This window comes from Actinophytocola sp. (genome assembly GCF_050699935.1).
In the GTDB taxonomy this organism is placed as follows: domain Bacteria; phylum Actinomycetota; class Actinomycetes; order Mycobacteriales; family Pseudonocardiaceae; genus Actinophytocola.
In genome coordinates, this window is sequence record NZ_JBOHGB010000053.1 from 1 (window position 1) to 25,176 (window position 25,176).

The 25,176-nt window shown below is 71.6% G+C and carries 27 protein-coding genes; 17 read left to right on the top strand and 10 right to left on the bottom strand.

Features of this window, described 5'->3' with window-relative positions:
- Window positions 1-13: 13 nt before the first annotated feature.
- Entirely contained in the window at window positions 14-403 is a 390-nt protein-coding gene (locus ACRDTB_RS18405; protein WP_431431827.1) for a DUF6401 family natural product biosynthesis protein, read from the bottom strand.
- A gap of 136 nt (window positions 404-539) precedes the next feature.
- On the opposite strand from ACRDTB_RS18405, the gene ACRDTB_RS18410 reads away from it, so the two are divergent.
- From ACRDTB_RS18410 to ACRDTB_RS18425, 4 genes are all read left to right on the top strand, one after another.
- Window positions 540-1,091 (top strand): hypothetical protein, encoded by a 552-nt coding sequence (locus ACRDTB_RS18410; protein WP_431431829.1) that lies wholly within the window; start codon window positions 540-542, stop codon window positions 1,089-1,091.
- 100 nt (window positions 1,092-1,191) lie between these two features.
- Window positions 1,192-1,560 carry a YciI family protein gene (locus ACRDTB_RS18415; protein WP_431431832.1) on the top strand — a complete coding sequence of 123 codons (369 nt, stop codon included), beginning with the start codon at window positions 1,192-1,194 and terminating at the stop codon, window positions 1,558-1,560.
- 10 nt (window positions 1,561-1,570) lie between these two features.
- The gene (locus ACRDTB_RS18420; RefSeq protein ID WP_431431834.1) at window positions 1,571-2,836 is read left to right on the top strand and encodes an RNA polymerase sigma factor; all 1,266 of its coding nucleotides are present in this window, start codon (window positions 1,571-1,573) and stop codon (window positions 2,834-2,836) included.
- A 73-nt stretch (window positions 2,837-2,909) separates the two neighbouring features.
- On the top strand, window positions 2,910-4,175 hold the full coding sequence (locus tag ACRDTB_RS18425) for a cytochrome P450 (protein ID WP_431431836.1): 1,266 nt from the start codon (window positions 2,910-2,912) through the stop codon (window positions 4,173-4,175).
- Between the two features lie 264 nt (window positions 4,176-4,439).
- On the opposite strand, the gene radA is transcribed toward ACRDTB_RS18425, so the two are convergent.
- Entirely contained in the window at window positions 4,440-5,834 is a 1,395-nt protein-coding gene (gene radA, locus ACRDTB_RS18430) for a DNA repair protein RadA (RefSeq protein ID WP_431431838.1), read from the bottom strand.
- Window positions 5,835-5,884: 50 nt separating this feature from the next.
- Window positions 5,885-6,610: a hypothetical protein gene (locus tag ACRDTB_RS18435; RefSeq protein ID WP_431431840.1), complete on the bottom strand. Its 726-nt coding sequence runs from the start codon at window positions 6,608-6,610 to the stop codon at window positions 5,885-5,887.
- A gap of 294 nt (window positions 6,611-6,904) precedes the next feature.
- Here ACRDTB_RS18435 and ACRDTB_RS18440 point away from each other — a divergent pair, with 294 nt between their 5' ends.
- From ACRDTB_RS18440 to ACRDTB_RS18470, 7 genes are all read left to right on the top strand, one after another.
- The gene (locus ACRDTB_RS18440; RefSeq protein ID WP_075129788.1) at window positions 6,905-7,396 is read left to right on the top strand and encodes a CarD family transcriptional regulator; all 492 of its coding nucleotides are present in this window, start codon (window positions 6,905-6,907) and stop codon (window positions 7,394-7,396) included.
- A 22-nt stretch (window positions 7,397-7,418) separates the two neighbouring features.
- Window positions 7,419-8,114, top strand: a complete 696-nt coding sequence (gene ispD, locus ACRDTB_RS18445; protein ID WP_431431902.1) for a 2-C-methyl-D-erythritol 4-phosphate cytidylyltransferase — start codon at window positions 7,419-7,421, stop codon at window positions 8,112-8,114.
- A gap of 8 nt (window positions 8,115-8,122) precedes the next feature.
- Entirely contained in the window at window positions 8,123-8,599 is a 477-nt protein-coding gene (gene ispF / locus ACRDTB_RS18450; RefSeq protein ID WP_431431904.1) for a 2-C-methyl-D-erythritol 2,4-cyclodiphosphate synthase, read from the top strand.
- Window positions 8,600-8,758: 159 nt separating this feature from the next.
- Window positions 8,759-10,147 (top strand): cysteine--tRNA ligase, encoded by a 1,389-nt coding sequence (gene cysS, locus ACRDTB_RS18455; protein WP_431431842.1) that lies wholly within the window; start codon window positions 8,759-8,761, stop codon window positions 10,145-10,147.
- 1 nt (window position 10,148) lies between these two features.
- Window positions 10,149-11,105 carry a 23S rRNA (guanosine(2251)-2'-O)-methyltransferase RlmB gene (rlmB, locus tag ACRDTB_RS18460; RefSeq protein ID WP_431431844.1) on the top strand — a complete coding sequence of 319 codons (957 nt, stop codon included), beginning with the start codon at window positions 10,149-10,151 and terminating at the stop codon, window positions 11,103-11,105.
- Between the two features lie 93 nt (window positions 11,106-11,198).
- Entirely contained in the window at window positions 11,199-12,635 is a 1,437-nt protein-coding gene (locus tag ACRDTB_RS18465; RefSeq protein ID WP_431431845.1) for an MBOAT family O-acyltransferase, read from the top strand.
- A 111-nt stretch (window positions 12,636-12,746) separates the two neighbouring features.
- Window positions 12,747-12,974 carry a hypothetical protein gene (locus ACRDTB_RS18470; protein WP_431431846.1) on the top strand — a complete coding sequence of 76 codons (228 nt, stop codon included), beginning with the start codon at window positions 12,747-12,749 and terminating at the stop codon, window positions 12,972-12,974.
- A 51-nt stretch (window positions 12,975-13,025) separates the two neighbouring features.
- Here ACRDTB_RS18470 and ACRDTB_RS18475 read toward each other — a convergent pair whose 3' ends face one another.
- Both ACRDTB_RS18475 and ACRDTB_RS18480 read right to left on the bottom strand, forming a co-directional pair.
- Complete coding sequence (locus tag ACRDTB_RS18475) at window positions 13,026-13,757, bottom strand: hypothetical protein (protein WP_431431848.1); 732 nt, start codon at window positions 13,755-13,757, stop codon at window positions 13,026-13,028.
- A gap of 15 nt (window positions 13,758-13,772) precedes the next feature.
- On the bottom strand, window positions 13,773-14,558 hold the full coding sequence (locus ACRDTB_RS18480; RefSeq protein ID WP_431431850.1) for a hypothetical protein: 786 nt from the start codon (window positions 14,556-14,558) through the stop codon (window positions 13,773-13,775).
- 205 nt (window positions 14,559-14,763) lie between these two features.
- Between ACRDTB_RS18480 and ACRDTB_RS18485 the strand changes: the two genes are divergently transcribed.
- A complete protein-coding gene (locus tag ACRDTB_RS18485) occupies window positions 14,764-15,987 on the top strand; it encodes a DUF445 domain-containing protein (RefSeq protein ID WP_431431852.1) in 1,224 nt (407 codons plus the stop codon).
- Here the strand turns inward: ACRDTB_RS18485 and ACRDTB_RS18490 are convergent.
- The 3 genes from ACRDTB_RS18490 to ACRDTB_RS18500 are packed head-to-tail and all read right to left on the bottom strand — an operon-like array spanning window position 15,950 to window position 18,622.
- The gene (locus ACRDTB_RS18490; RefSeq protein ID WP_431431854.1) at window positions 15,950-16,837 is read right to left on the bottom strand and encodes a metal ABC transporter permease; all 888 of its coding nucleotides are present in this window, start codon (window positions 16,835-16,837) and stop codon (window positions 15,950-15,952) included. The genes ACRDTB_RS18485 and ACRDTB_RS18490 overlap by 38 nt on opposite strands.
- A complete protein-coding gene (locus ACRDTB_RS18495) occupies window positions 16,837-17,712 on the bottom strand; it encodes a metal ABC transporter ATP-binding protein (RefSeq protein WP_431431856.1) in 876 nt (291 codons plus the stop codon). Before ACRDTB_RS18495 ends, ACRDTB_RS18490 begins: the two co-directional genes overlap by 1 nt.
- Before the next feature lie 7 nt (window positions 17,713-17,719).
- Window positions 17,720-18,622 (bottom strand): metal ABC transporter solute-binding protein, Zn/Mn family, encoded by a 903-nt coding sequence (locus ACRDTB_RS18500; protein ID WP_431431857.1) that lies wholly within the window; start codon window positions 18,620-18,622, stop codon window positions 17,720-17,722.
- A 172-nt stretch (window positions 18,623-18,794) separates the two neighbouring features.
- Here ACRDTB_RS18500 and ACRDTB_RS18505 point away from each other — a divergent pair, with 172 nt between their 5' ends.
- Entirely contained in the window at window positions 18,795-19,895 is a 1,101-nt protein-coding gene (locus tag ACRDTB_RS18505; protein WP_431431859.1) for a LacI family DNA-binding transcriptional regulator, read from the top strand.
- 292 nt (window positions 19,896-20,187) lie between these two features.
- Here ACRDTB_RS18505 and ACRDTB_RS18510 read toward each other — a convergent pair whose 3' ends face one another.
- The gene (locus tag ACRDTB_RS18510) at window positions 20,188-20,910 is read right to left on the bottom strand and encodes a hypothetical protein (protein WP_431431861.1); all 723 of its coding nucleotides are present in this window, start codon (window positions 20,908-20,910) and stop codon (window positions 20,188-20,190) included.
- Window positions 20,911-21,119: 209 nt separating this feature from the next.
- Between ACRDTB_RS18510 and ACRDTB_RS18515 the strand changes: the two genes are divergently transcribed.
- The 4 genes from ACRDTB_RS18515 to ACRDTB_RS18530 all read left to right on the top strand — a co-directional run bounded on the left by ACRDTB_RS18515 (window position 21,120) and on the right by ACRDTB_RS18530 (window position 24,369).
- Window positions 21,120-21,617 (top strand): beta-class carbonic anhydrase, encoded by a 498-nt coding sequence (locus ACRDTB_RS18515; RefSeq protein ID WP_431431863.1) that lies wholly within the window; start codon window positions 21,120-21,122, stop codon window positions 21,615-21,617.
- Window positions 21,618-21,744: 127 nt separating this feature from the next.
- Window positions 21,745-22,620 carry an A/G-specific adenine glycosylase gene (locus ACRDTB_RS18520; RefSeq protein ID WP_431431865.1) on the top strand — a complete coding sequence of 292 codons (876 nt, stop codon included), beginning with the start codon at window positions 21,745-21,747 and terminating at the stop codon, window positions 22,618-22,620.
- 125 nt (window positions 22,621-22,745) lie between these two features.
- The gene (locus ACRDTB_RS18525) at window positions 22,746-23,798 is read left to right on the top strand and encodes a peptidoglycan recognition protein family protein (protein ID WP_431431867.1); all 1,053 of its coding nucleotides are present in this window, start codon (window positions 22,746-22,748) and stop codon (window positions 23,796-23,798) included.
- A 43-nt stretch (window positions 23,799-23,841) separates the two neighbouring features.
- Window positions 23,842-24,369 (top strand): 2'-5' RNA ligase family protein, encoded by a 528-nt coding sequence (locus ACRDTB_RS18530; RefSeq protein WP_431431869.1) that lies wholly within the window; start codon window positions 23,842-23,844, stop codon window positions 24,367-24,369.
- Here the strand turns inward: ACRDTB_RS18530 and ACRDTB_RS18535 are convergent.
- Complete coding sequence (locus tag ACRDTB_RS18535) at window positions 24,359-25,129, bottom strand: alpha/beta fold hydrolase (protein ID WP_431431871.1); 771 nt, start codon at window positions 25,127-25,129, stop codon at window positions 24,359-24,361. The two genes, ACRDTB_RS18530 and ACRDTB_RS18535, sit on opposite strands and share 11 nt — an antisense overlap.
- Window positions 25,130-25,176: the final 47 nt, after the last annotated feature.

Genomic DNA, 25,176 nt, shown 5'->3' on the forward strand with positions numbered 1-25,176 from the left:
GCTCGCCGTGGGGTCAGGCCAGGGACGGCAGGTCGCCGGTCGCGCCGATCCGGCGGCCCGGGTGCAGGTTCTTCGCGAGCGAGCAGACCGCGAGCAGCCGCATGCTGGCCCAGTCGGCGCGCAGCCAGCCGAGCGCGTCGTCCGGCACCCGCAGCGGCATGCCGCTCTCCCGCACGTGGTCGAGCACTCCCTGGGCGTAGCCGGCCAGCAGGACCGTGCCGGCCACCGCCGCGCTCGACTCGACGCCGGCGGTCAGGATGTCGCGCACCGCCGCCGCGTGCTGGTCGACCACCGCGCCCAGCCCCGGGATCGCCGCGGCCGCGGCCAGGCCGGTAACGCCGAGCTGCTCGTGCAGCCGGTCGAGCACCCGCCGGGCCGAGCGCTCCAGACGGCGAACGCCCACGTGACCACCTCTCGATGCCGAAGGGGACCGACCGCGTGTGTCTAACACGCCGGGCGAGCCTTTCCCCAGCCAGGGTGAGCCGAGCCATACTGGTCGCCTGGCGATCCGCGAGCGTCGTTCCGCGCGAGGTGCGAGCATGCCCGCCATGGCGGAGACCGACGAGCTCGCGGACCTGCGGGCACAACTCAAGAGGCTGGAGAAGCGGCAGGCGCGGGCGACCGGCGAGGACGACCGGCAGCGGCGGCTCGTCGTCGCACGGATGCTGGTCGTGATCGCGACCGTGGCGTTGTTCCTCGCGCTCTCGATGGGCTGGTACGCGGACGTCGACGTGGACGACGAGGACTTCGAGTCGGCGAGCGGCTGGCAGATCTTCACGTTCCTGGTCGGGGACGACAACGGCGCGCTGGTCTTCGGCGGCGCGTACAGCTGGGTCGTGGTGCTCGCCGCGCTCGCGGGCGGTGCGGCGGTGCACCAGCTGCACCGCCGGTGGGTCGCGATCACGCTGTCCACCCTGCTCACGCTGCTGACCTTCGGTCAGCTGCTGATCAACGTGGCAGCCGGGGACGTCGAGCGGCTGGCCGGCTCCTGGTGCGCGCTCATCCTGATGGCCGCGGCGGCGTTCGCCTGGGGGAACCTCGTGGGGCCCCTGCGCGAGCTGGAGCAGGCGTCGCTGTGGCCGGACAGGTAGCCACAAACGTGCCGGAGGATGATGTCGAGAGCCGGCCGGCGGGTCCGACTTCCTCGCGGCGCCGGCCCACGCGGGGCCGGCCGAACGACAAGGAGACACCATGAAGTTCCTGCTGATCATGCAGGTCAACCCCGCCGCCATCGAGTCGCTCACCGAGGCGGAACAGAAGTCGATCATGAACGGGCACGAGGACTTCATGAAGACCGTCCGCGAGTCGGGCGAGTTCGTGGCTACCCAGGCGCTCGCCGATCCCGCCAACTCCGTCACCGTGCGCGGCACCGGCGGCGTGCCGGCGGTGACCGACGGCCCGTTCCTCGAGGCCAAGGAGTTCATGGGCGGCTACTACCTGCTCGACGTCGAGTCCAAGGAGCGCGCCGTCGAGCTCGCGAAGCTGATCCCGGACGCGAAGTTCAGCGGCCTGGCGATCGAGGTCCGGCCGGTGATGTTCGAGGCCGGCTTCGACATGTGACGACCGGGTGGTGATCAACACGGGGACGGTCGAGGACCTGCTGCGCACGCTCGCGCCGCGGGTCCTCGCCGTGCTCGTGCGCCGGCACGGCCAGTTCGACGCGTGTGAGGACGCCGTCCAGGAGGCGCTGCTGGCCGCGGCCCTGCGGTGGCCGGCCGAGGGCGTGCCCACCGAGCCGGCCGGCTGGCTCGTCACGGTCGCCGGCCGCCGGCTCACCGACCAGTGGCGCAGCGACTCCGCCCGCCGCCGGCGCGAGACGACCGTCGCCGTCCGGGTGCCCTACCACGAGCTGATCACGCCGTCCCCGGCCGACGAGCTGGAGCGGCACGGCGCCGGCGAAACCGACGACACGCTCACCCTGCTGTTCCTGTGTTGCCACCCGTCGCTGTCCGCGCCGTCGCAGGTCGCGCTGACGCTGCGCGCGGTCGGCGGCCTGACGACCGAGCAGATCGCCCGCGCGTTCCTGGTGCCCGAGGCGACGATGGCGCAGCGGATCAGCCGGGCGAAACAGAGGATCAAGGAGTCCGGAGCGACGTTCGCGACGCCCACCGGAGCGGAGCGGTCCGAGCGGCTCGCGGTCGTGCTGCACGTGCTGTACCTGATCTTCAACGAGGGCTATACGGCGACCTCCGGCGCGCGGCTGCAGCGCGCCGAGCTGACGGCCGAGGCGATCCGGCTGGCCCGCGAGGTGCACCGCGTGCTCCCCGACGACGACCCGTCCGCGGGCGAGGCGGCCGGCCTGCTCGCGCTGATGCTACTGACGGACTCGCGGCGGGCGACCCGTACCACCGCGGACGGCGCGCTCGTGCCGCTGGCCGAGCAGGACCGCGGGCAGTGGGACGCGGACCTGATCCGCGAGGGGACCGAGCTGATCGAACGCACGATGGCCACCGCACGGCTCGGCCCGTACCAACTGCAGGCCGCCATCGCGGCGGTGCACGCCGAGGCCACCAGCACGGAGTCGACCGACTGGCGGCAGATCCTGGTGCTGTACGGGATCCTCGATCGGATGTCGCCGAACCCGATGGTGACCCTGAACCGCGCGATCGCGACCGCGCAGGTGCACGGGCCGGCCGCCGGCCTCGCGCTGCTCGACTCGCTCGCCGGCGACAAGCGCGTCGCCGGCCACCACCGGGTGGACGCCGTGCGCGCGCACCTGCTGGAGCTGGCGGGCGAGCCCGGCCCGGCGCGGGAGGCGTACGCGCGGGCGGCCCGGCGCACGGTGAGCCTGCCCGAGCAGCGCTACCTGGAGGCCAGGGCCGCCCGGCTGCGCTAGACCCACCCCTCCGTCGGCTCACCGACTTCGCGCGGGCGGTTAGTCTCGCGCGTAGGGAGTAAGGGGGTTGGACATGGGGCTGAAGACACGAGTCACCGAGGCGGTGACGCGTTGGTACCTGGCGCGTGCGCAGCGCAAGGGGTTCGACCTGTCGACGATGGCGCTGCTGCCCGACGCGGCGCTGATGCCGCTCAAGCGGACCGGCCTGGACCCGGTGCCCGAGCTGGGCCGGGTGCGCGCCGAGGCACCGGTCAGCAAGGTCAACATGCCGTTCGGCGTCAACGTCTGGCTGGTGAGCGGGTACGACGAGGCCAAGGCCGTGCTCGGCGACGCCAAGGCGTACAGCAACGACTTCGCGAACCTCGTCGGCCAGCACGGGGCGTCGGAGACCCACAGCCCCGGCGGGCTCGGCTTCGCGGACCCGCCCGAGCACACGCGGCTGCGCAAGCTCCTGACGCCGGAGTTCACCATGCGCCGGCTGGCGCGGCTCACGCCGGGCATCAAGGCGATCGTGGAGCAGCGGCTGGACGCGATGGCCGCCGCGGACGGTCCGGTCGACCTCGTCGCGGAGTTCGCGCTGCCGATCCCGTCGCTGGTGATCTGCGAGCTGCTGGGCGTGCCGTACGACGACCGGGCCGAGTTCCAGCGCCTGTCGATGGCCCGGTTCGACCTGTTCGGCGGCGCGACCGCGTCCCTGGGCGCGATCTCCGAGTCGCTGCACTACCTGCTCGGCGTGGTCGAGCAGCAGCGGAAGACGCCCGGGGACGGCCTGCTCGGCATGATCATCGCCGAGCACGGCGACGAGGTCGAGGACATCGAGCTCGCCGGGCTGGCGGACGGCGTGCTGACGGGCGGCTTCGAGACCACCGCGAGCATGCTGGCCCTGGGCGCGCTGGTGCTGTTGGGGGACCGGGACTCGTTCAAGCTCGTGCACGACGACGACGCGGCGGTGCACGACTTCGTCGAGGAGCTGCTGCGGTACCTGACCGTGGTGCAGGTGGCGTTCCCGAGGTTCGCCCGCGAGGACACGACGGTCGGCGGCGTGGACATCGCCGAGGGCGACGTGGTGATCGTGTCGCTGTCCGGCGCCGACCGCGACCCGGCGCTGGGCGAGGACCTCGAACGCGTCGACCCGACCCGCGACCCGACCTCGCACCTGGCGTTCGGCTACGGCGTGCACCGCTGCATCGGCGCCGAGCTCGCCCGCATGGAGCTGCGCGCGGCCTACCCGGCACTCGTCCGCCGCTTCCCCTCGATACGGCTGGCCGACGAGGAGCTCAACTACCGCAAGGTGTCCATCGTCTACGGCGTCGACCGCCTGCCCGTCCTCCTGGACTAACCGCGAGTCCAACACCCCCGACCCGCGTGTCCAACGTTCCGAACCCGCGAGTCCAACACCCCGGACCCGCGAGTCCAACACTCCAGACCCGCGAGTTCCCCGCTCCCGCGCGCGAGTTCCCAAGAACCACGGCCCGAGTGTTGAACTCGCAGGTCTGAAACGTTGGACACGCGGGTTCGGAACGTTGGACACGCGGGTTCGGAACGTTGGACACGCGGGTTCGGAACGTTGGACACGCGGGTTCGGAACGTTGGACACGCGGGGTTAGCTGGCGTTGGCGTACAACGCCTGTAGGGCGGCGCCGAGGTTCGGGGTGACCGTCGCGTCGACGCCGGGCGGGATCGTGCCGGCGTCCGGTGGCACCAACGCCTTCGTGAACCCGAGCCGCGCGGCCTCGGCCAGCCGTGCCTTCACCCCGGCCACCCGCCGGACCTCGCCGGCGAGCCCGACCTCGCCCAGCACCACCAGGTCCGGCGGCAGCGGGATGTCCCGTGCCGCCGAGGCCACCGCCAGCACGAGCGCGAGGTCGGCCGCCGGCTCGTGGATGCGCATGCCGCCGACCGTCGCGGCGAACACGTCGTGCTCGGCCAGGCGGATGCCGCCGCGGCGCTCCAGCACGGCCAGCGCCATCGCCACCCGGGCCGAGTCCAGCCCGCTGACCGCCCGACGCGGCGTGCCCAGCGCGGACTTCGACACCAGCGCCTGCACCTCGCCCAGCAGCGGCCGTTTCCCTTCCACCGCAACGGTGACCGCCGTGCCGGCCACCCCGGTCTCGCGCCGGTTCAGGAACAGGCCGGACGGGTCGGGCACGCCGAGGATGCCGTCGTCGACGAGCTCGAAGCAGCCGACCTCGTCCGCGGGGCCGAACCGGTTCTTCACCCCGCGCACCAGGCGCAGCGTCGTGTGCCGGTCGCCCTCGAAGTGCAGCACCACGTCCACGAGGTGCTCCAGCACGCGCGGGCCCGCGATCGCGCCGTCCTTCGTGACATGACCCACCAGCACCACCGGCAGCCCGCGCTCCTTCGCCAGCGCCACGAGCGCCGCGGTGACCCCGCGAACCTGCGTGACGCCGCCGGGCGTGCCGTCGAGCTCCGCCGACCCGAGCGTCTGCACCGAGTCGACGACGAGCAGGCCGGGCCGTACCGCGTCCACGTGCCCGATCACGGCCGAGATGTCGCTCTCCGCGGCCAGGTACATGGACTCGTGCACGTTCCCGGTCCGCTCGGCCCGCAGCCGCACCTGCCCGGCCGACTCCTCACCGGTGACGTAGAGGGACGGCCCAGCGGCCCCGTCCCGCGCCGCCCAGCGGAACGCCACCTCGAGCAGCAGCGTGGACTTGCCCACCCCGGGCTCGCCGGCGAGCAGCACCACCGCGCCGGGCACCAGACCGCCGCCCAGCACCCGGTCCAGCTCGGGGACACCGGTGCGCCGGGCCCGCGCGGCCTCGACGTCGACCTCGGCGATCGGGCGCGCGGGCACGGACGGCGCGCCCGCCGCGATCTTGGCCAGCGCCGCGCGGGGGACCCCGACCTCCTCGAGCGTGCCCCAGGCCTGACATTCCTGGCACCGGCCGAGCCATTTGACGGACTCGTGTCCGCACTCGGCACAGCGGTACCCCGGGCCCTTCGGTCGCGTGTTCGGTCGCGTATTCCTAGCCACCGGGCCAACCTACGGGCGCCCACCGACAAAACCGGTGCGACGCGGCGGAGCTACTCCTCGTGGGTCCCGGTCGACTCCGCGCGGGCGGTGGCCGGCGACCCGATCGGCAGGTCGATCGTGATCTCGCCGGCCTGGGCGAACACGAACGTCACCGGCACGTTCCTGCCGACGGGCAGGTCCGTGGTGAGCCCGGTCAGCACGATGCTCAGCGTGCCGACCTCCTGAGGCGCGAGCTCGGTGCCGGTGACCTCCGGCGCCGAGGTCGGAGTCTCCGGCGCCGAGGACGCCGACCCCGGGGTCGGCGTCTCCGTGGCGCCCGGCGGGGACGGCTCGGTGATCGACGAGTCCGGCAGCGAGGACTCCGTGGTCTCCGGCGTGGACTCCGGCGACGCCGAGGACGGGGTCGACTCGTCCGGCACGACGACCTGCAGCGCCGAGCGTCCCGGCACCGAGGTGTCGCCGAGCAGCTGGACGTCCGCGGCGGCCGGGCTGCTCACCGAGGTCAGCTCGTCGCCCGTGCCGCCGGTGTTGATGATGGTGAGCACGAGCGGCGCGTCGTCGCCCGCCTCGTAGCCGCCCGACTCCGGGTAGGAGACGACTACGTCTCGCAGCGCGATGTCCCCGACGTCGGCCTTGTTGCCGTTCACCGCGGGCTCCATCTGGTCGGTCTGGGTGACCTGTCCGGAACTGCATCCGGCGATACCGAGCGCGACGAAGCCGACGGCCACCGTCGCCAGCATCCTGCGCAGCGGTCGGGTCGATCGACGGCTCACCATTGCGGTCCTTCCTCGGGCAGGCCTACTCATGCCGAAGGGTAGCGGGCGGATCAGCGGCTCCGGCGAGCGGTCTGCCTGATGGCGCAACCGAGTTCACGGCGTCCTGTCCACTGTGGAGGGGCGACGCCGGCGATCGAATTCCTCTTCGGACGCATCCAGCACGTACCGGGCGGGTTTGTCAACCCCCCGCCTGACGGCCGCGTAGCCACTGACCTGCGGTTACGGATCGTGGGGCCGTTACGCCCTCACCTCGACCCGTGTTAAGATGGGAACAGCGAAAGGGGCAGAGGACACATGGTTTTCAAGGTCGGAGAGACCGTCGTCTACCCGCACCACGGTGCCGCACTCATCGAAGCAATCGAGACCCGCGTAATCAAGGGCGAGGAGAAGAAGTACCTCGTCCTGAAGGTCGCTCAGGGTGACCTCACCGTACGCGTCCCCGCTGACAACGCCGAGATCGTCGGTGTCCGGGACGTCGTCGGCCAGGAGGGTCTCAACCGGGTCTTCGATGTGCTGCGTGCTCCTCACACCGAGGAGCCGACCAACTGGTCCCGGCGGTACAAGGCCAACCTCGAGAAGCTCGCCTCCGGCGATGTGAACAAGGTTGCCGAAGTGGTGCGCGACCTCTGGCGGCGCGAGAAGGATCGCGGATTGTCCGCCGGCGAGAAGCGCATGCTCGCGAAGGCTAGGCAGATCCTCGTCAGCGAGCTTGCGCTGGCCGAGGGCACGGACGAGGGCAAGGCCGAGGTCATCCTCGACGAGGTCCTCGCCACGGCGTCGGTCTAGCCCGACCCTGAGCAACAACAACATCAACGCGGCCACCGTGGCACTCGTCCCGGCCGCGGGACGAGGTGAGCGCCTCGGCGGTCGTGGCCCCAAGGCGCTCGTTCCGGTCCATGGGGTTCCACTCGTCGTACACGCCGTACGCGGTCTGCTCAGCGCGGGCTGCGTGCGGCGTGTCGTCGTGGCGGCCCCACTGTCCCATGTGGACATCATGCGGTCGGTGCTGGCCGATGCCGGCGCGGAGGCGCTGGTCGTGGCCGGTGGTGGCGACCGTTCCGAGTCCGTGCGGCGGGCACTGGACGCCGCGCTCGCTGAGTCGGCGGACATGTCACCGGAGATCTCGGTCGTGCTCGTGCACGACGCCGCCCGCGCGTTCACTCCTCCGGAGCTGGTCCGCGCGGTGACCGACGCGGTGGCCGCGGGCGCGCCCGCGGTCGTGCCGGTGCTGCCGGTGGCCGACACGGTGAAGCGCGTGGACGCGAACGAGCTCGTCACCGAGACCGTCAGCCGGGCGGACCTGCGCGCGGTGCAGACGCCGCAGGGCTTCGCGCCCGACGTGCTGCGCCGGGCGTACGAGGCGGGCGGGGACGAGCACACCGACGACGCCGGGCTGGTCGAGCGGATCGGCGTCCCGGTGTCGACCGTGCCCGGGCACCCGGCGGCCATGAAGATCACCACGCCGTTCGACCTCGCGGTCGCTGAGGCGGTGTTGGCCCCGTGAGCGCCGGCGTGCGGGTCGGGATCGGCACCGACGTGCACCCGCGCGAGGCCGGCCGGGAGTGCTGGCTCGCGGGGCTGCGCTGGGACGGCGTCGACGGCTGCGCCGGACATTCCGACGGGGACGTGGCCGCGCACGCGCTGTGTGACGCGCTGCTGTCCGCGGCCGGGCTCGGCGACCTGGGCACGGTGTTCGGCACCGCCGACCCCCGCTGGTCCGGCGCGCACGGCGGCGACCTGCTCGCCGAGGTGCGGGCCCGGTTCGAGGCGGCCGGCTACCGGCTCGGCAACGCCGCGGTGCAGGTCATCGGCAACGCGCCCAGGATCAGCGCGCGGCGCGGCGAGGCCGAGCGGGTGCTGTCGGCCGCGGCCGGCGGGCCCGTCTCGGTGTCCGGCACGACGACCGACGGGCTCGGCCTGACCGGTCGCGGCGAGGGCGTGGCGGCGATCGCGACCGCGTGCCTGCTGCACCGCCTCCCCGGAATTTAAAGTGTTGGTTACGTTCCAGCCGACGGTGCGGATGCGCGGTTGATTGTGGCTGGCTGCCGTCACGTTCCCCTGAGGTCCCGTTGAGTGGTCCAAGACCTCGCACGATGATCCACGAACACCGCACTAGGCTTTCCCTAACCCGAGACCAGGAGAAGTGTCGTGAGTCTGCACCTGTTCGACAGCGCGAGCCGGAGCGTGCGGGAGTTCCATCCCGTGCGGAACGGAACGGCGTCGATCTACGTGTGTGGGCCCACGCCGCAGGGGCCGCCGCACATCGGGCACCTGCGCGGCTGCGCGCTGTCCTACGACGTGCTGCGCCGCTGGCTGCTGCACAAGGGGCTCACGGTCACGTTCGTGCGCAACGTCACGGACGTGGACGACAAGATCCTCACCAAGGCCGCGGAGCACGACACGTCGTGGTGGGAGTGGTCGGCGACCTACGAGCGCGCGTTCGAGTCCGCGTACGACACGCTCGGCTGCCTGCCCGCGACGATCACGCCTCGGGCCACCGGGCACATCACGCAGATGGTCGAGCTGATCCAGCGCCTGATCGACCGCGGCCACGCGTACGCGGCGGCCGGCGACGTGTACTTCGACGTCCGCTCCTGGGGCGAGTACGGCGCGCTGTCCGGCCAGCGGCTCGACGAGGTACAGCAGGGCGAGACGGCCGCCGAGGGCAAGCGCGACCCGCGGGACTTCACGCTGTGGAAGGGCGCGCGGCCGGGCGAGCCGTCGTGGCCGACACCGTGGGGACCCGGGCGTCCCGGCTGGCACCTGGAGTGCTCGGCGATGGCGCTGACGTACCTGGGCGACGAGTTCGACGTGCACGGCGGCGGGCGCGACCTGATCTTCCCGCACCACGAGAACGAGTTCGCGCAGTCCCGTGCGGCCGGCGACGCGTTCGCGCGGTTCTGGATGCACAGCGGGCTGGTCGGCCTGGCCGGCGAGAAGATGTCGAAGTCGATGGGGAACGTCGTGTCGATCCCGGAGATGGTGCGCCGGGTGCGGCCGCAGGAGCTGCGGTACTACCTGGTGGCGCCGCACTACCGGTCGACGATCGAGTACTCGCCCGAGGCGCTCGAGGAGTCGGTGCGCGCCTACCAGCGGATCGAGTCGTTCGTGGGCAAGGTCGCCGCGCGGACCGGGTCGGTCGAGCCCGGGGAGGTCGGGCGCGAGTTCACCGCGGCGCTCGACGACGACCTCGGCACGCCGGCGGCGCTCGCCGCGGTGCACACGACCGTCCGGGCGGGCTTCACCGCGCTGGACACCGGTGACGACGCGGCCGCCCGCGCGGCGGCCGCGACCGTGCGCGCGCGGCTGGGCGTGCTCGGCCTGGACCCGCTGGCCTGGTCCTCGACGTCCACAGTGGACACGTCGGCCGTGGCCGCGCTGGACGTGCTCGTCGGCGAGCTGCTCGAGCAGCGCCAGCGGGCGCGCGAGGCCAAGGACTTCGCCGCGGCCGACGCGATCCGGGACCGGCTGCTGACCGCCGGCATCACCGTCGAGGACACCCCCGACGGACCACAGTGGACATTTAAGGACAGCTGACGTGGCTGGGAACTCCAAGCGCCGGGGCGCGGTTCGCAAATCCGGCACGAAGAAGGGCGCGGTCGTCGGGTCCGGCGGCCGGCGGTCGAAGGGCCTGGAGGGCAAGGGCCCGACGCCGCGCGCGTCGATGCGCCCGGGCCACCCCGCACAGCGGCGCGCCGCTGTGCGGACGAAGGCAGCGCAGCGCCGTGCGAAGGACAAGCCCGGCACCGAGCTGGTGGCCGGCCGCAACCCGGTCGTCGAGTGCCTGCGGGCCGACGTGCCGGCGACCGCGCTGTACGTGCAGCTGGGGATCGACGCCGACGACCGGGTGACCGAGGCGGTGCGGCTCGCGGCCGACCGCGGGATCTCGGTCCTGGAGGTGGCGAAGGCGGAGCTGGACAAGCTGACCGGCGGGGCGCTGCACCAGGGGCTGTCGCTGCAGATGCCGCCGTTCTCCTACGCGCACCCGGACGACCTGCTGGACGTGGCCGCCGAGTCGAACGAGCCGCCGCTGCTGGTGGCGCTGGACGGCGTGACGGACCCGCGGAACCTGGGCGCGGTGATCCGCGCGGCGGCCGCGTTCGGCGCGAACGGCGTGCTGCTGCCGCAGCGGCGGAGCGCCGGGGTGACGGCGGTGGCGTGGCGGACGTCGGCGGGCACCGCGGCGAGGCTGCCGGTGGCGCTGGCGACGAACCTGACGCGGACGCTGCGTTCCTACGCCCAGGCCGGGATGATGATCGTCGGGCTGGACGCGGACGGCACGATCACCGTGGACGAGCTGAAGCTGGCGACCTCACCGCTCGTCGTGGTGGTCGGCTCGGAGGGCCGTGGGCTGTCCCGGCTCGTACGCGAGACGTGCGACGAGACGGTGTCGATCCCGATGGCGGCCGGTGTGGAGTCGCTGAACGCGTCGGTGGCGGCCGGCGTGGTGCTGGCGGAGGTGGCGCGGCGGCGCCGGACCGCCGGCCGTACCTGAGCTCCCCGACCCGGCCACGCGTGCGCGGCGCGGTGCGCGGGGTGCGGCGGGCTAGAGTCAGGCGTCCCTTGTCGGGGAGGTGAGGTCAGAGGGATGTCGTTCGCCAGCCCGCTGTTCCTGTGGATCTTCACGCCGATCGTGCTGGCGCTGGTACTGCTGTGCCCGCGCAGCTGGCGCAACGGCATCATCGCGGTGGCGAGCCTCATCTTCTACACGGCCGGCGCGGGTCCGACGGTCATCCTGCTGCTCGTCACGATCGTGGTGAACTACTTCGCGGGGCAGCTGCTGGAGCCGGACGAGTGGGCGCTCGTGCGGCGGCGGAAGCGGCGGGCGATCCTGATCGGGGTCATCTGCGTCGACGTGGGCGTGCTGGTCGTCTGGAAGTACGCGGGGTTCCTGACCGCGCAGCTGAACGGGTTCGCGCAGCTGCTGGGCGGCGACTTCCCCGTGACGCACCTGGTGCTGCCGATCGGGATCTCGTTCTACACGTTCCACAACATCTCCTACGTCGTGGACATCTATCGCGGCGAGCGCCCGGCCCTGCGCCGCCCGATCTCGTACGCGACGTACATCTCGATGTTTCCGCAGCTGATCGCGGGCCCGATCGTGCGGTACCGGGAGATCGCGGACCAGCTGCCGCAGGAGCGCACACACCGGCTCGACGACATCGCGGCGGGCTTCCCCCGGTTCGCGCTGGGGTTGTGCAAGAAGGTCATCATCGCCGACTCGCTCTCGCCGGTGGTCGACGCGTGCTTCTCGACACCGAACGGCGAGATGACGTTCGCGATGGCCTGGCTGGGCGCGCTGACCTACACGTTGCAGCTGTTCTTCGACTTCTCGGGCTACTCGGACATGGCGATCGGGCTGGGTCGCATGCTGGGCTTCCGGCTGCCGGAGAACTTCGCGCGCCCGTACTCGTCGGTGACGATCACGGAGTTCTGGCGACGCTGGCACATGTCGCTGTCGCGGTGGTTCCGGGACTACGTGTACATCCCGCTGGGCGGCAACCGGCAGGGCGGCGCGCGGACGTACCGCAACCTGTGCGTGGTGTTCGTGCTGACGGGCTTCTGGCACGGTGCGAACTGGACGTTCCTGGTGTGGGGCCTCTACCACGGGGCCCTGCTGATCATCGAGCGCGGCTTCGGCCTCGACGGCCCGCCGTCGGGCCGCCGGGCCAAGATCGCCCGCCGGGCTCTGACGTTCCTGCTGGTGGTCTTCGGCTGGGTCTTCTTCCGCTCGACGGACATGGCCCAGGCGCTGACGATCATCGGCCACATGCTGCTGCCGGACCTCACCGGCCTGACGGATGTGGCGGCGGAGGCGTTCACGAACCAGCGCCTGGTGATCCTGCTCCTCGCGATGGCGATCGTGTTCCTGCCACCCCACCCGGTCACCGGCCCGCTACTGGAGTCCTCCCAGACCCGCGCGGCATCCGTGCTACGAGTCGGCGTGATGACGGTGGGCCTGTTCTACGCCGCGGTCCTCACGGCGGCCGGCACGTTCAGCCCCTTCCTGTATTACCAGTTCTAGGCGTCACGCCCGAATCCATGGCCGGTGCGGATCGTGTCGCGAGGCGTTTCCGGCCTGGTGCTTCGTGCTCGAGCTTGACGACCCTGGCCGCTCCGGGGACGCTGACGTCCGATGACGACGCCACCGCCGAACCCGCTGGAATGGACCGTGCCCGTCACGGATCCATTGGGGCGCCCGCGTGAGATCCGGATCTTCGCCCGGGACGGCCGGGTCCGGATCGCCTGGCCGCCGGGCGAGGGATGCAGCACCGACCACGCGGACTACCTGGCCGCGGCGCTGATGAGCGCCGAGCAGGCAGCAGCGGCGCCAGGCGTTATGGCAGGCAACGCGTTGACCTGAGGTGCGACGCGACTTCGGTTGGGCGCACGGAGACTCGGCTGGGCGCCGTGGTCAGGGGATCGCGGGGACGAACTGGTCGTAGAACCTGTTCTTCAGTCCGAGCACGGTGGACTCGACCTCCCTGAAGGAGTCCCACGTGTCGGGGGCGGAGCCGACGAGCTGGTACAGGCGCACGCCGAGCTGGTCCGAGTGGGTCAGCGACAGTGGGGATGCCTCCGCCAGTGGGCGGGTCTTGGCGTCGTGCTTGAGGTGGGGGTAGTAGAACAGCGAGTGGTTCTCACCGTTGACCATCAGGTGCTTCTCCATTCGTCGCCACAGTTCGGCGTATTCGACCGAGACCAGGATCTCGCCCCAGAAACGGAGAATGGTCACCAGCTTCATGTTCGCGTGTTCGCCGGCGCCCGAGTCGGCGAGCAGCGAGAACATATGGCTGATCACCTCGCCGGTTTCCCGCGACGGCCGGGTCTCGACGAACTTTCGCCAGGACACACCGAGCCGAAGAATGTCGCACTTCATGTCCTCGCGGTGCGACGGTGGCGGGCCGGAGCTCTTGTCGTCCGGGTATTCCTCCCGAATTATCACCCGGGCGATCCGGATGGCCTGCTCATCGGTCAGCAGGTCGATCGCCAGGTCGTATACCGTCGTGAACGTGTGGGAGAGAAATCGCCGTTGGAGGAGGATGTCGTGAAAGGCGTCCTCGGAGAGCCGGTCGATGTCGCGGAGAACCGGGTGCTGCCGGAACCGTTCGATGAGCCCGTCTTCGAAGTCGTCCAACTCTTTCATCCGAGCACCTCACTCCTAGATGTTGATGTCGATCGAGCGCGTCCAGTTGCCGGGGTCCACGTCGTGGCCGACCTCCCAGAGCGTGTCGAGCTCCTTCTGGATCTGCCGGCCGAGGATGGTGTCCGAGCCGTGGATCTCGAACTGGGGCGAGTCGATCGCCAGCTGGCCGTGCAGGAACATGCCGACGAGAAAGTGGTCGTCCGCGCGGTACACCGAGACCGACGGCAGCGAGTTGAAGACCCTGATCTTGAGTTTGCTCCGCCGCCGCTGGTCGGCCTGCCGGTACACCGACTCGAGGATCGCCAGGCAGCGCTGGATGCCATCGCGCACCGGCTCGTCGATCTCCTTCATGCCGCGCTCGCGCAACGCCTGCTCACGCAGGCCGGTGACCATGGACTTCGGGTGCAGCAGCAGGATCCGAACCTCGGCGCGCCGGTTGAGCGCCGCCTCCAGGTCGGTCCTGAGCATGTGGAGGTTGGGAATCCAGGTGTTCAGGATCGTGACATGTTTGGCGCGGCCGAGGTACTTGCTGAAATCGCTTTCGAGAAAACGCTCGTGCACCTTGACCAGACCGGCGTACTGCTCGCGTCGCAATGTCTGCGCGATACCCTGGATGTCCAGGTTGGCGAGCGACGCCTCTATCTTGTCCAGCGTTTGGAAACGCTCCATCTCCAGCAACAGGAAAATCGTGACCGTGCTCAGCATGAGCAGGGTGATCTTCGGGATCGCGGCACCGTTCGCCACCCGGTCGAACCAGTCGAGCGTGTCGGCCGCGAAAACAGCGATTCCGAGCACCGCCATCGTGGCCATGACAAGGCGCTCTGCTCGACGGCGAAGTCTCCCCGGCATTTGACCCCCACGTCCATGTCGTTCGCTGTCGAACCGGATTCCAGTGTCCCACAGCTCGTGGCGGCGACCGGCGCCACGGGTTGCCGCCGCGACCTCCGCGGGTGAGACTGCGGGGCGTTCGGCGGCAACGGCTCGGTTGGAGAGGCAGTCCGTTCAGATGGCGATCCTCGACGACTTCGCCGCGCACTGGCAGATCTACCTGTCCATGCCGGTCATCGCCGCCGTCATCGGATATCTCACCAAACGGGCGGCCATCGAGATGATGTTCCGGCCCGTGCGCTTCATCGGGCTCCGGGAGCCCTGGCTCGGCTGGCAGGGCGTGGTGCCGCGGAACTCCGAGCGGATGATCCGGACCTCCGCCGACCTGCTCACCAGCAGGCTCGTTGACACGAACGAGATATTTCTGAGACTCGATGCCGAGCGGGTCGCGAAGGAGATCGAGGGGCCGCTGCTCATCGCGGTCGACGAGATCATGCGTGACGTCATGGAGACCTACCGGCCCGGGCTCTGGGAGCTCATGCCGCCGCTCGCGCAGGAGATGCTCGTCAAGCAGGCGCAGGCCTCCTCGCCGCAGCTGGTCAAGCGGGTCATGGCGGAGATCCGGGAGAACATCGGCGAGGTACTCGACATCCGGCAGGTCGCGGTCGGCGCGCTGACCCGGGACAAGGCCCTGCTGATCAAGCTCATCCGGGACATCTCCCGCCCCGAGATGGCCTTCATCGCGCGCTGCGGGATCTACTTCGGATTCGTCCTCGGTCTCGTGCAGACCGCCGTCTGGGCGATCACCAAGGACCCGTGGGTGCTCCCCGTCTTCGGCGCGATCATCGGGTGGTTCACCGACTGGCTCGCCATCAAGCTGGTGTTCTTTCCCCGGCGCCCCAAGCGGTTCGGGCCGCTGCGACTCCACGGGGTCTTCCAGCGGCGCCGGGACGAGGTCGCCAAGCAGTACGCCGAGATCGTCGCCCGCGACGTCATGACCGTGCCCAACATCGTCGACGCCGTGCTCCGCGGGCCGAGGTCCGACCTGCTGCTCACCATGATCCGCCGGGTGATCGAGACGACCATCGACGAGCAGGCCGGCGCCGCCAAGCCCGTCATCGCCGTCGCGGTCGGGGCCGACACCTACGTCGAGATGAAGCACGCCGCCGCGGACCGCGCGCTTCGTTACCTGCCCGACACGATGCTGCACGCGAAGGACTACGCGACCGACGCCCTCGACATCCGCGACACCATCGCTACCCGCATGCGCCGGCTCACCCGCGTCGAGTACGAGGGCCTGCTGCGCCCGGCGTTCCGTCAGGACGAGTGGAAGCTGATCGCCGTCGGCGCGGTCATCGGCGCGGTCATCGGAGAACTGCAGGTGTTGCTACTGCTCCACTAGGCACGCCGCGCGGCCGCCCGCCCCGCTCGCGCACCAGCGACAGCACCCAGCACACCAGGTAGATGCAGAACGAGATCGCCGTGACGAACGCGCTCACCGGTGCCCCCGGCGCGAGCGAGAGCACGATCCCCCCGACCGCCGACGCCTCGGCGAACACGATGGCGAGAACCGTGGCGCGCAAGGGGTTCGCGGTGATTCGGCACGCCGCGGCCGCCGGCGTGATCATCAGCGCCAGCACCAGCAGCGCCCCGACCGTCTGCACGCCCAGCGCCGTCGCGACACCGACCAGCACCGCGAACACCAGCGACAGCGGCCCGGTCGGCACGCCGCGCGCCCGTGCCACCTCGGGGTCCACCGACGCGAACAGCAGCGGCCGGTAGATCGCCAGCAGCGACAGCAACACCGCGACCGCGCACCCGGCGAGCAGGGCCAGTGACGCGAAGTCCACGCTCACGATCTGGCCGACGAGCAACCCGAACTTGTTCGACGCGCGTCCCGGGTAGTACCACAGCAGCAGCACGCCGACGCCGAGCCCGAACGCCAGCACCGCGCCGATCACCGAGTCGTGCTCGGAGCTGCGCCGCGACAGGAGCCCCAGCACGAGCGCCGCCACGATCGCGCCCGCGAGCGCGCCGTGGCCGACGTTGATGCCCAGCAGCAGGGCCGCCGCGCCGCCGGTGAACGACAACTCGCTCGTCCCGTGCACCGCGAACGCCATGTTGCGGCTCACGATCAGCGGACCGAGCACCCCGGCCAGCAGCCCGAGGATCGCCGCCGCCAGCAACGCCGTCTGCACGAAGCCGAACCGCAGCAGCTCGCCGGTCAGCTCGAAGTCGAAGAGCTTGTCCATCAGGCCTCACCGCGCGACTCGTCGTGCAGGTGGTGGTGCGGCTGGTCCTCGCACAGGCCGCTCTGCGCGCCGACCACGTGGATCTGCCCCTGCACCCGCACCACGTCAATCGGCGCGCGGTAGAGCTCCGAGAGGGTCGACGCGGTCATCACCTCGTCCGGCCGGCCGATCCGGAACCGGCCGTCCACGAGATACAGGACCCGGTCCACCATCGGCAGCACCGGGTTGATCTCGTGGGTCACGAACAGCACGGCGGTGTCCGCCGCACGTCGCCGCTCGTCGATCAGCGAGCTGACGACCTGCTGGTTGGCGAGGTCGAGCGAGAGCAGCGGCTCGTCGCACAGCAGTACCTCCGGGTCGCTGATCAGCGCCTGCGCCACCCGCAGCCGTTGCTGCTCGCCGCCGGAGAGCCGGCCGACCGGTGCGTCGGCGAAGTCGTGCGCGCCAACGGAGTCCAGTGCCCGGCCCACCCGCTCGCGCCGGGTCCGCATGCCGCGCAGGCCGATCCCCCACCGGTGCCCGTCGAGGCCGAGGCCGACCAGGTCGCGTCCGCGCAGGGTCAGGCTCTCCTCCATCGCGCGCTGCTGCGGGACGTAGCCGATCCGCCGGTTCCCGCGCCCGGGTGCCGCGCCGACCACACGCACGGTGCCCGCGGTCAGCGACCGCAGTCCGAGCAGGACACGCAGCAGGCTGGTCTTGCCCGACCCGTTCGGCCCGAGCACGGCGACGAACTCGCCGGGCGCGACGTCCAGGTCGAGCCCCTGCCACAGGACCCGACCGCCGTAGGCGAGGGTCGCGTCGCGCAGGGACACCACGCCGGTGCCCGGCTCGTCCCGCGCGGGGATGGCCGGGGCCGCGTCCGGGTCGACACTCATGCCACGCTCATGCCGTGTTCAACGCGCCCGCGAGGGCGTCCACCTGCTCGGTCATCCACCCAACGTAGCCCGTCACGCCGGCTGGCAGCGTCTCCGTCACGGTGACGACCGGGATGCCGGCCTGGCGCGCGGCGTCGCCGAGCGAGTCGGTCACCGGGGTCTCGGTCTGCGCGTTGTTGACCAGCAGCGCGACCTGCCTGCCGCTGATGAGGCCGGTGGTCGCGGCGACGGCGGCCACGGGCGGGTCGGTCTCCTCCTCGATCGCCTCGGAGAACTCCGGTGGCGTCGCGTCGGTCAGGCCGGCGGCGTCGAGGAGGTAGTGGGCGACGGGCTCGGTGGCGACGACCTTCGTGCCCGGCCTGTCCTCGCCGATCCGCCCGGCCTTCGCGGCGACGGCGTCCACCTCGGTGTCGAACGTCTTCGCGTTCGCGGTGAAGCGCTCCCGCCGGCCGGGGTCGATCGAGCCGAGGTCGGCCGCGATCCGGTCGGCGACCTTCTTGACGGTCGGCAGGTCGTACCAGACGTGCTCGTTCTCGCCGTCGGCGTACCCGGACAGCGCGAAGGCGTCGATCTTCCTGGCGTCCGTGCCGGTGGCGTCGAGGAGCTCGGTGAAGAACTCGTCGTAACCGCCGCCGTTGTAGACGGCCAGGTCGGCCCCGGCGAGCGCGGTCGCGTCCTCGGGCTGGTCGGGGTGCGCGTGCGGGTCGGCGGACGGGTCGTCGATCAGCGCCCGGACGCTCACGCGGTCGCCGCCCACCGCCTCGACCACGCTGCCCCACACGTTCGTCGAGGCGACCACGGAGATCTTCCCGTCCTCGGCGGCCGGGCCGGCGTCGCCGCAGGCGGCGAGGGTCAACGTGAACGCGGCGGCGGTCGCGGCGGCGGGGACGGATCTGGACAGCCGACTCATGCGTACCTCACTATGGATAATGGGAACCATTTTCGACTACGCTCCGCCGACTATACGACGTTCTCCGGACTGCCGTTAACGCGACCGGGCGAAATGAGAGTCATCCATCCGGTGAAGCCGCCGGTAAGCGGCCGGACTTCTGCTCATGGTTCTGAACCGTTACGGTCAGCACATGGCCCGGCCAATGCATGTTCGCCGGCCAGCAACGCTTGCGTCGCTGGCCGCGGAGCTCGGCGTGTCGCGGACCACCGTGTCCAACGCCTACAACCGGCCCGATCAGCTGTCCCCCGAACTGCGCAGGCGGGTGCTGGAGACCGCGCGCCGGCTGGGCTACCCCGGCCCGGACCCGGTCGCGCGCTCGCTGCGGACACGCAAGGCGGGGGCGGTCGGGCTGCTGCTGACCGAGAACCTGTCGTACGCCTTCCGCGACCCGGCGGCGCTCGGTTTCCTGGAGGGTTTGGCGCTCGCGTGCGAGGGGGCCGGGCAGGGTCTGCACCTCGTGCCGGTGAACCCGGAGCGCGAGGACGTGACAGCGGTGCACAGCGCCGGCGTCGACGGGTTCGTCGTGTACTCGGTGCCCGACGACGACCCGCACCTGGCGGCCGTGCTGTCCCGGCCGGTGCCGACCGTGGTGTGCGACCAGCCGCGGGTGGACGGCGTCGACCTCGTCGGGATCGACGACCACGCGGCGATCGCGCAGCTGGCCGGGCGGCTGATCAGCCTGGGCCACCGCAGCGTCGGCGTGGCGTGCATGCGGCTCGCGCGCGACCGCAACGACGGGTTCGCGTCAGTGGACCGGCAGCGGACGGCGCACTTCCACGTGCAGCGGGCCCGGCTGTCGGCCCTGGCGGAGGCGTTCGACGCGGCCGGTGTCGACTGGACGCGGGTGCCGGTGGTGGAGCGGTTCGACCACAGCACGGCGAGCGGCGAGTCGGCCGCGGCGCAGGTGCTGGACTCGAACCCCGAGGTCACGGCGTTGCTGTGTACGTCGGACATCCTGGCGCTGGGCGCGCTCACGGAGGCGCGGCGGCGCGGGCTGCGGGTGCCGCAGGACCTGACGGTCACGGGGTTCGACGGCATCGCCGAGGGCGAGCGCGTGGGCCTGACGACGATCCGGCAGCCGGTGCTGGAGAAGGGCCGCGCGGCGGGCAAGCTGCTGCTGAACGCGGCGGAGCACAACCGGCCGCGGCACATCACGCTGGACACGGAGCTGGTGCTGGGCAAGACTTCCGCGCCCCCGCGGACGACCGAGGAACGCTGGTTCGGCCCGTAGTTGTCCACACCTGACTGAACCATCCACAGCGGACACCGCTCAGCCGTTTTCGTCAGGCCTCGCCGGTAGACTGGCACGTGAGGGTGGCCCCCGGGACAGGGTGGGGCTTTCGTTTCTCGCGTTCTGCACGCGCGTGCGCGCGCGGGAGTTCACGTTAGGTGTGCGCAGGGGTTCACGTTCCTGCGCGCGGGGCTCACGTAGGTGCGCGGGGTCGCGGGGCGTACGCGAGGTCGCGTGCGCGCGGGGGCTCGCGTACGTGCGCGGGCTCGTGGTCGACGGCCGGGCGGAGTCGTCAGGGGGTCAGGGTCAGGAAGGCCGGGGGGCCGGTCAGGTCGCCCAGCTTGCCGATCACCCGGTACCGGCCCGGCTCCACCCGCGTGCGCTCCACGGGGCAGCCTGGTGCGGAGGTGCGGCCCGCCCAGTTGAGCGAGAAGCGCAGCGGCTCGCCCGGTGCGAGGGTGCGCTTTTCGACGCCGGCCGGGGCGTAGCAGTCGTTGCTCGACCACAGGCGTTTCCCGCCGTTGGCCGTCGTGATCAGCAGCTCCCGCAGCTTGCGGCTCACGTCGCGGGTGCACGGAACCTCGCCGACGTTCACCACCAGCAGCCGCAGCAGCGGGCGCTCGCCCATGCGATAGGCCGGGGCGCCCGGCTGGGCCACCACCCGGATCACCGCGTCGCGGCACGGCTTCGGGGGACCGGCCGGGACCGGCGCCGGGCGGGTCGTCGGGCGGCCGGACGGCGCGGTCGTGGCCGGCGACGGACCACTGGAAGCCGTCGCCGTCGCACGGGCAGACGACGACGGGGCGGCCGGGCGGGCCGAGGAGGGCGGGGAGCTCGGCGCCGCGACCAGGTTCGGCGAGCCGCCCGTGCCCCGTACCGGGCCCTCGTCCGCGGAGCCGATGAGGCCGCCGATGATCCACGCGAGCAGCACCACCGCGACGACACACGCACCCCCGGCGAGCGCCCGGCGGCGCCAGTAGACCGACGGCGGCAGCGGGCCGGTAGGTTCGATCATGGACCGACCGTAACGCCGCGCACCCGCGGCACCGGGGATCTGCCGCACCCTCGATCGGGGGATTTCCGCAGGTAGGCCGGCTCCGGCAGGTAACCAAAGCCATATTGCCGGGGCGCGGACACGTTGTTCCAATGGGTAGTCGAGCGAGAGTTCAGTGGACCAACGCAGTGTCATAGCCGTACCAAGAAGCCGGCGGCCAGGGAGTGACCATGACCGCGATCGACGAGCTGCTCCAGCGACATACGGCCGGCACGGACCACGGGGCGCCCGGGGTCCCGACGCCCGTGCCCAGCCTCCACCTGGCCGTGGTCACGTGCATGGACGCCCGCATCAAGGTGTTCGACGTCTTCGGCCTGCGCCACGGCGAGGTGCACATCATGCGCAACGCCGGCGGCATCGTGACCGACGACGTCATCCGCTCGCTCGCGATCAGCCAGCGCCGGCTGGAGACCCGCGAGGTCATCGTCATGCAGCACACCTCGTGCGGCCTGTCGATGATCACCGAGGACGACTTCAAGGACGAGCTCGAGCGCGAGACGAGACTGCGGCCGCCATGGGCGATCGAGGCGTTCCGCGAGGTCAAGGACAGCGTGCGACAGTCGGTGGAGCGGGTGCGCCGCAGCCCGTTCGTGCCACACCGCGAGCACGTGCGGGGATTCGTGTACGACGTGCACACCGCCGAGCTGACCGAGGTCGTCATCGGGTGAGGTCTTGTGCCTACCAACGCAACCTCAGGGGTACCGTGACGGCGCCCAGCCACAGTCAACCGGACATCCGCACTGTTCGCTGGGACGTAACCGACGCTTTGAATTCCGGGGAGGCGGACGAGCGGCGATGAGCCTCGACGCGCACGTGCTGACCGACTGGTTCGCCGAGCGGGCCCGGGATCTGCCCTGGCGGGCGCCCGGCTGCTCGGCTTGGGGCGTGCTGGTCAGCGAGATCATGCTGCAGCAGACCCCGGTCGCCCGCGTCGAGCCGGTCTGGCACGAGTGGCTGGCGCGCTGGCCGAAGCCGTCCGACCTCGCCGACGCCACCCCCGCCGACGTGTTGCGCGCGTGGGGAAAGCTCGGCTACCCGCGCCGCGCGCTGCGGCTGCGGGAGGCCGCCACCGCGATCGCCGAGCGGCACGGCGACGTCGTACCGTCCGATGTGGACACTCTGCTCGCGCTGCCCGGGATCGGCGCGTACACCGCGCGGGCGGTGGCCGCGTTCGCCTACCGCAAGCGCTGCCCGGTCGTCGACACGAACGTGCGCCGCGTCATCGCCCGCGCCGTGCACGGTGCCGGCGACGCCGGCCCCGCCTCCGCCACGCGGGACCTGGCCGACGCGGACGCACTGCTGCCGGCCGCCGACGAGCTCGCGGCGCGGATGTCCGCGGCCCTCATGGAGCTCGGCCAGACCGTGTGCACCGCCCGCGCGCCGCGCTGCGCGGACTGCCCCGTGTACGAGTCGTGCGCCTGGCAGCGCGCCGGCCGGCCCGCCTACACCGGACCCGCGAAGCCGGTGCAGAGGTTCGCCGGCACCGACCGGCAGGTGCGCGGCCGGCTGCTCGACGTCCTGCGGGACACGCCAACCCCGGTGGCCAAGGCCCAGCTGGACATGGTGTGGTCCGACGCGGGCCAACGCGACCGGTGCCTCGACTCGCTGCTCACCGACGGGCTGGTCGAGCAGACCGCCGACGGGCTGTTCGCGTTACCCGGCGAGCACTGACTCGCAAACGGGCAACAAAACACTCCGGTATTTGGGGAACTCTTGTCACCACGTGATCCGGTGACTACCGTCGGCTGGGCCAGTCACCGATCTGGGCCACGTGCCCCTTGTCGAGGGAGATCGAGATGGCCGTTTCTCGCCGTGCCCTGATTCGCGGCGGATTCACCGTTACCGCCGTCGGCGCCCTGGGCGCCACTGTTCCGATCACCGCCGGCGCGGCCGGCGAACAGCAGCGCGCGCCGAAGGCGGCCGCCCGGCCGACCATCCACGGCACCGACGAGTGGGGCGCGCGCCCGCCGAACGGCACCATCCAGGTGCTCGACCACACGCCGACCTACATCATCGTCCACCACACAGCCGGCTCGAACTCGGACGACCTGTCGCTGGAGCACGCGTTCGCGATCTCCCGCGGCATCCAGAACTTCCACATGGACAGCCGCGGCTGGATCGACTCCGGCCAGCAGCTGACGAACAGCCGCGGCGGGCACATCACCGAGGGCCGCCACCGCAGCGTCGAGATCCTCGACGGTGGCACCCAGCACGTCATGGGCGCGCACGTGGGCAACCACAACAGCGAGACCATCGGCATCGAGAACGAGGGTCTCTACTCCAATGTGGACGTCACGCCCGAGCTGTGGGACTCGCTCGTGCAGCTGGTCGCCTACATCGCGTCGCAGTACGGCATCGCGCCGTCGGAGATCATGGGACACCGGGACTTCAACGCCACGGAGTGCCCCGGCGAGGTCCTCTATGGACGGTTGCCCGAGCTGCGGGACGCGGTCGGCGAGGTGCTGGGCCGACCGGTCGTCCAGCCGGCGACCTGGCCACTGCTCAAGCCGGGCGCGAGCGGGGCGCAAGTCCTTGCGGCACAACACCTCCTGCGGGCGCGCGGCGCGAACGTGCCGACGGACGGCGTGTTCGGCACGTCGACGTTCGCGGCCGTGCGGACGCTCGCGACCGGGCACGGCGTGGCCTACGACCCCTGCTACGCCAGCCGGACCGCGGACGAGAGCGGGTTCATCGGCGCGACCACGTGGCCGCTGCTGGTCCGCACCGTGCGGGCCGGCGACTCGGGCGAGGACGCGCGGGCGGCCCGCGTCCTGCTGACCAGCCGCGGCGAACGGGCCGGCCGCGACGTGCTCGTCGACACCCCAACCTGGCGGCGCCTGCTGAGCTGACGCCGCCGGCTCGACGCGCCGGGCGCTGTGGCACTCTGCGGCCATGGCGCAGGCGCTGCAGTTCTGCTTCGACGACGCGGCCGATGCCGCCGTGCGTGGCCTGTGGCGCAGGCTGGACAAGGCGGGCGTACCCAGCCTGGCCACCCGCACGCACGGCCGGCACCGGCCGCACGTCACGTTCGCGCTGGCCGGCGTGATCCCGCCGCGGACACGCGAGGACCTGCGCGGGGACCTGCGGCTGCTGTCGATCCCGAACCTGTGGCTGTCCACGCTCGCCGCGTTCCCCGCGAGCGAGCCCGTCCTGGTGCTCGCCGCGGTCGTGGACACCGAGCTGCTGGCCGTCCACTCCGCGGTGCACGACGTGCTGGCCAAGAAGGTCAAGCAGCCCTCGGCGTACTACCTGCCCGGCTCGTGGGTGCCGCACTGCACGCTCGCGCAGGGCATCGAGCCGGCCCAGGTGACCGCCGGGTTCGCCGCGCTGTACCCGGTCGAGCCGATCAGGGCCCGGGTCACCGAGATCGCGGTCGTCGACACCCACACCGGCACGGCCGAGGTGCTCGTCACCGGTTGAGCACCTCGGACAGGAACGCCTCGACCGCGCCGCGGTAGGTGTGCGGCTCGTCGTGGTGGACGACGTGGCCGGCGCCCGCGACGACCAGGTGGTGCCCGCCGCCGGGGGCGCGGACCGGCAGCTCGGCCAGCTGGCCGGGCGGCATCGCGCTGTGCCCGGCCTCGACCGCCAGCAGCGGGCAGCGGACCCGCTCGACCATCGGCCAGTAGTCGCGGCGGCCCCACTCGCCGGCGATGTCGTAGAGGTCGTCGAGGTCGGCGATCAGGTGGTAGCCGTCGTCCCGCTCGACCACGCACTCGGCGAAGTAGTCGCCGAGGTCGCCGAAGAACTCGTGGACATGGGCCAGCGAGGCGAACGGGACGGGCCAGGACTCGAAGTGGGCGCGCCACGGATCGACGGTCCGGCCGCGCTGGTCGGGCGCCATGTCCTCGACGACGATCGCGCGGACCAGCTCGGGGTGGGCGGCGGCGAGGCACCACGCGTGCAGGCCGCCCATCGAGTGGCCGATCACCACCGCGGGCCCGCCTCCGGTGTCGCCGAGCAGCGCCGCGGCGTCGGCGACGAAGTCCTCGGTGCGCCAGCCGCCGCCGCGGTGCGGGCTGTGGCCGTGCCCGCGCGCGTCGAGGCCGATGACCCGGCCGTACCTGGTGAGCCAGCTCGCGACGGCCGACCAGGTGCTGGCCCGGCCCATCAGGCCGTGCAGCAGCAGGATCGGCGGGCCGCTGCCGCCGAAGGAGATCACGTCGGGTCGTCGCACCACGGCACAGTCATATACGGTCCGATCCCACTCCGGCATAACGGCACGTC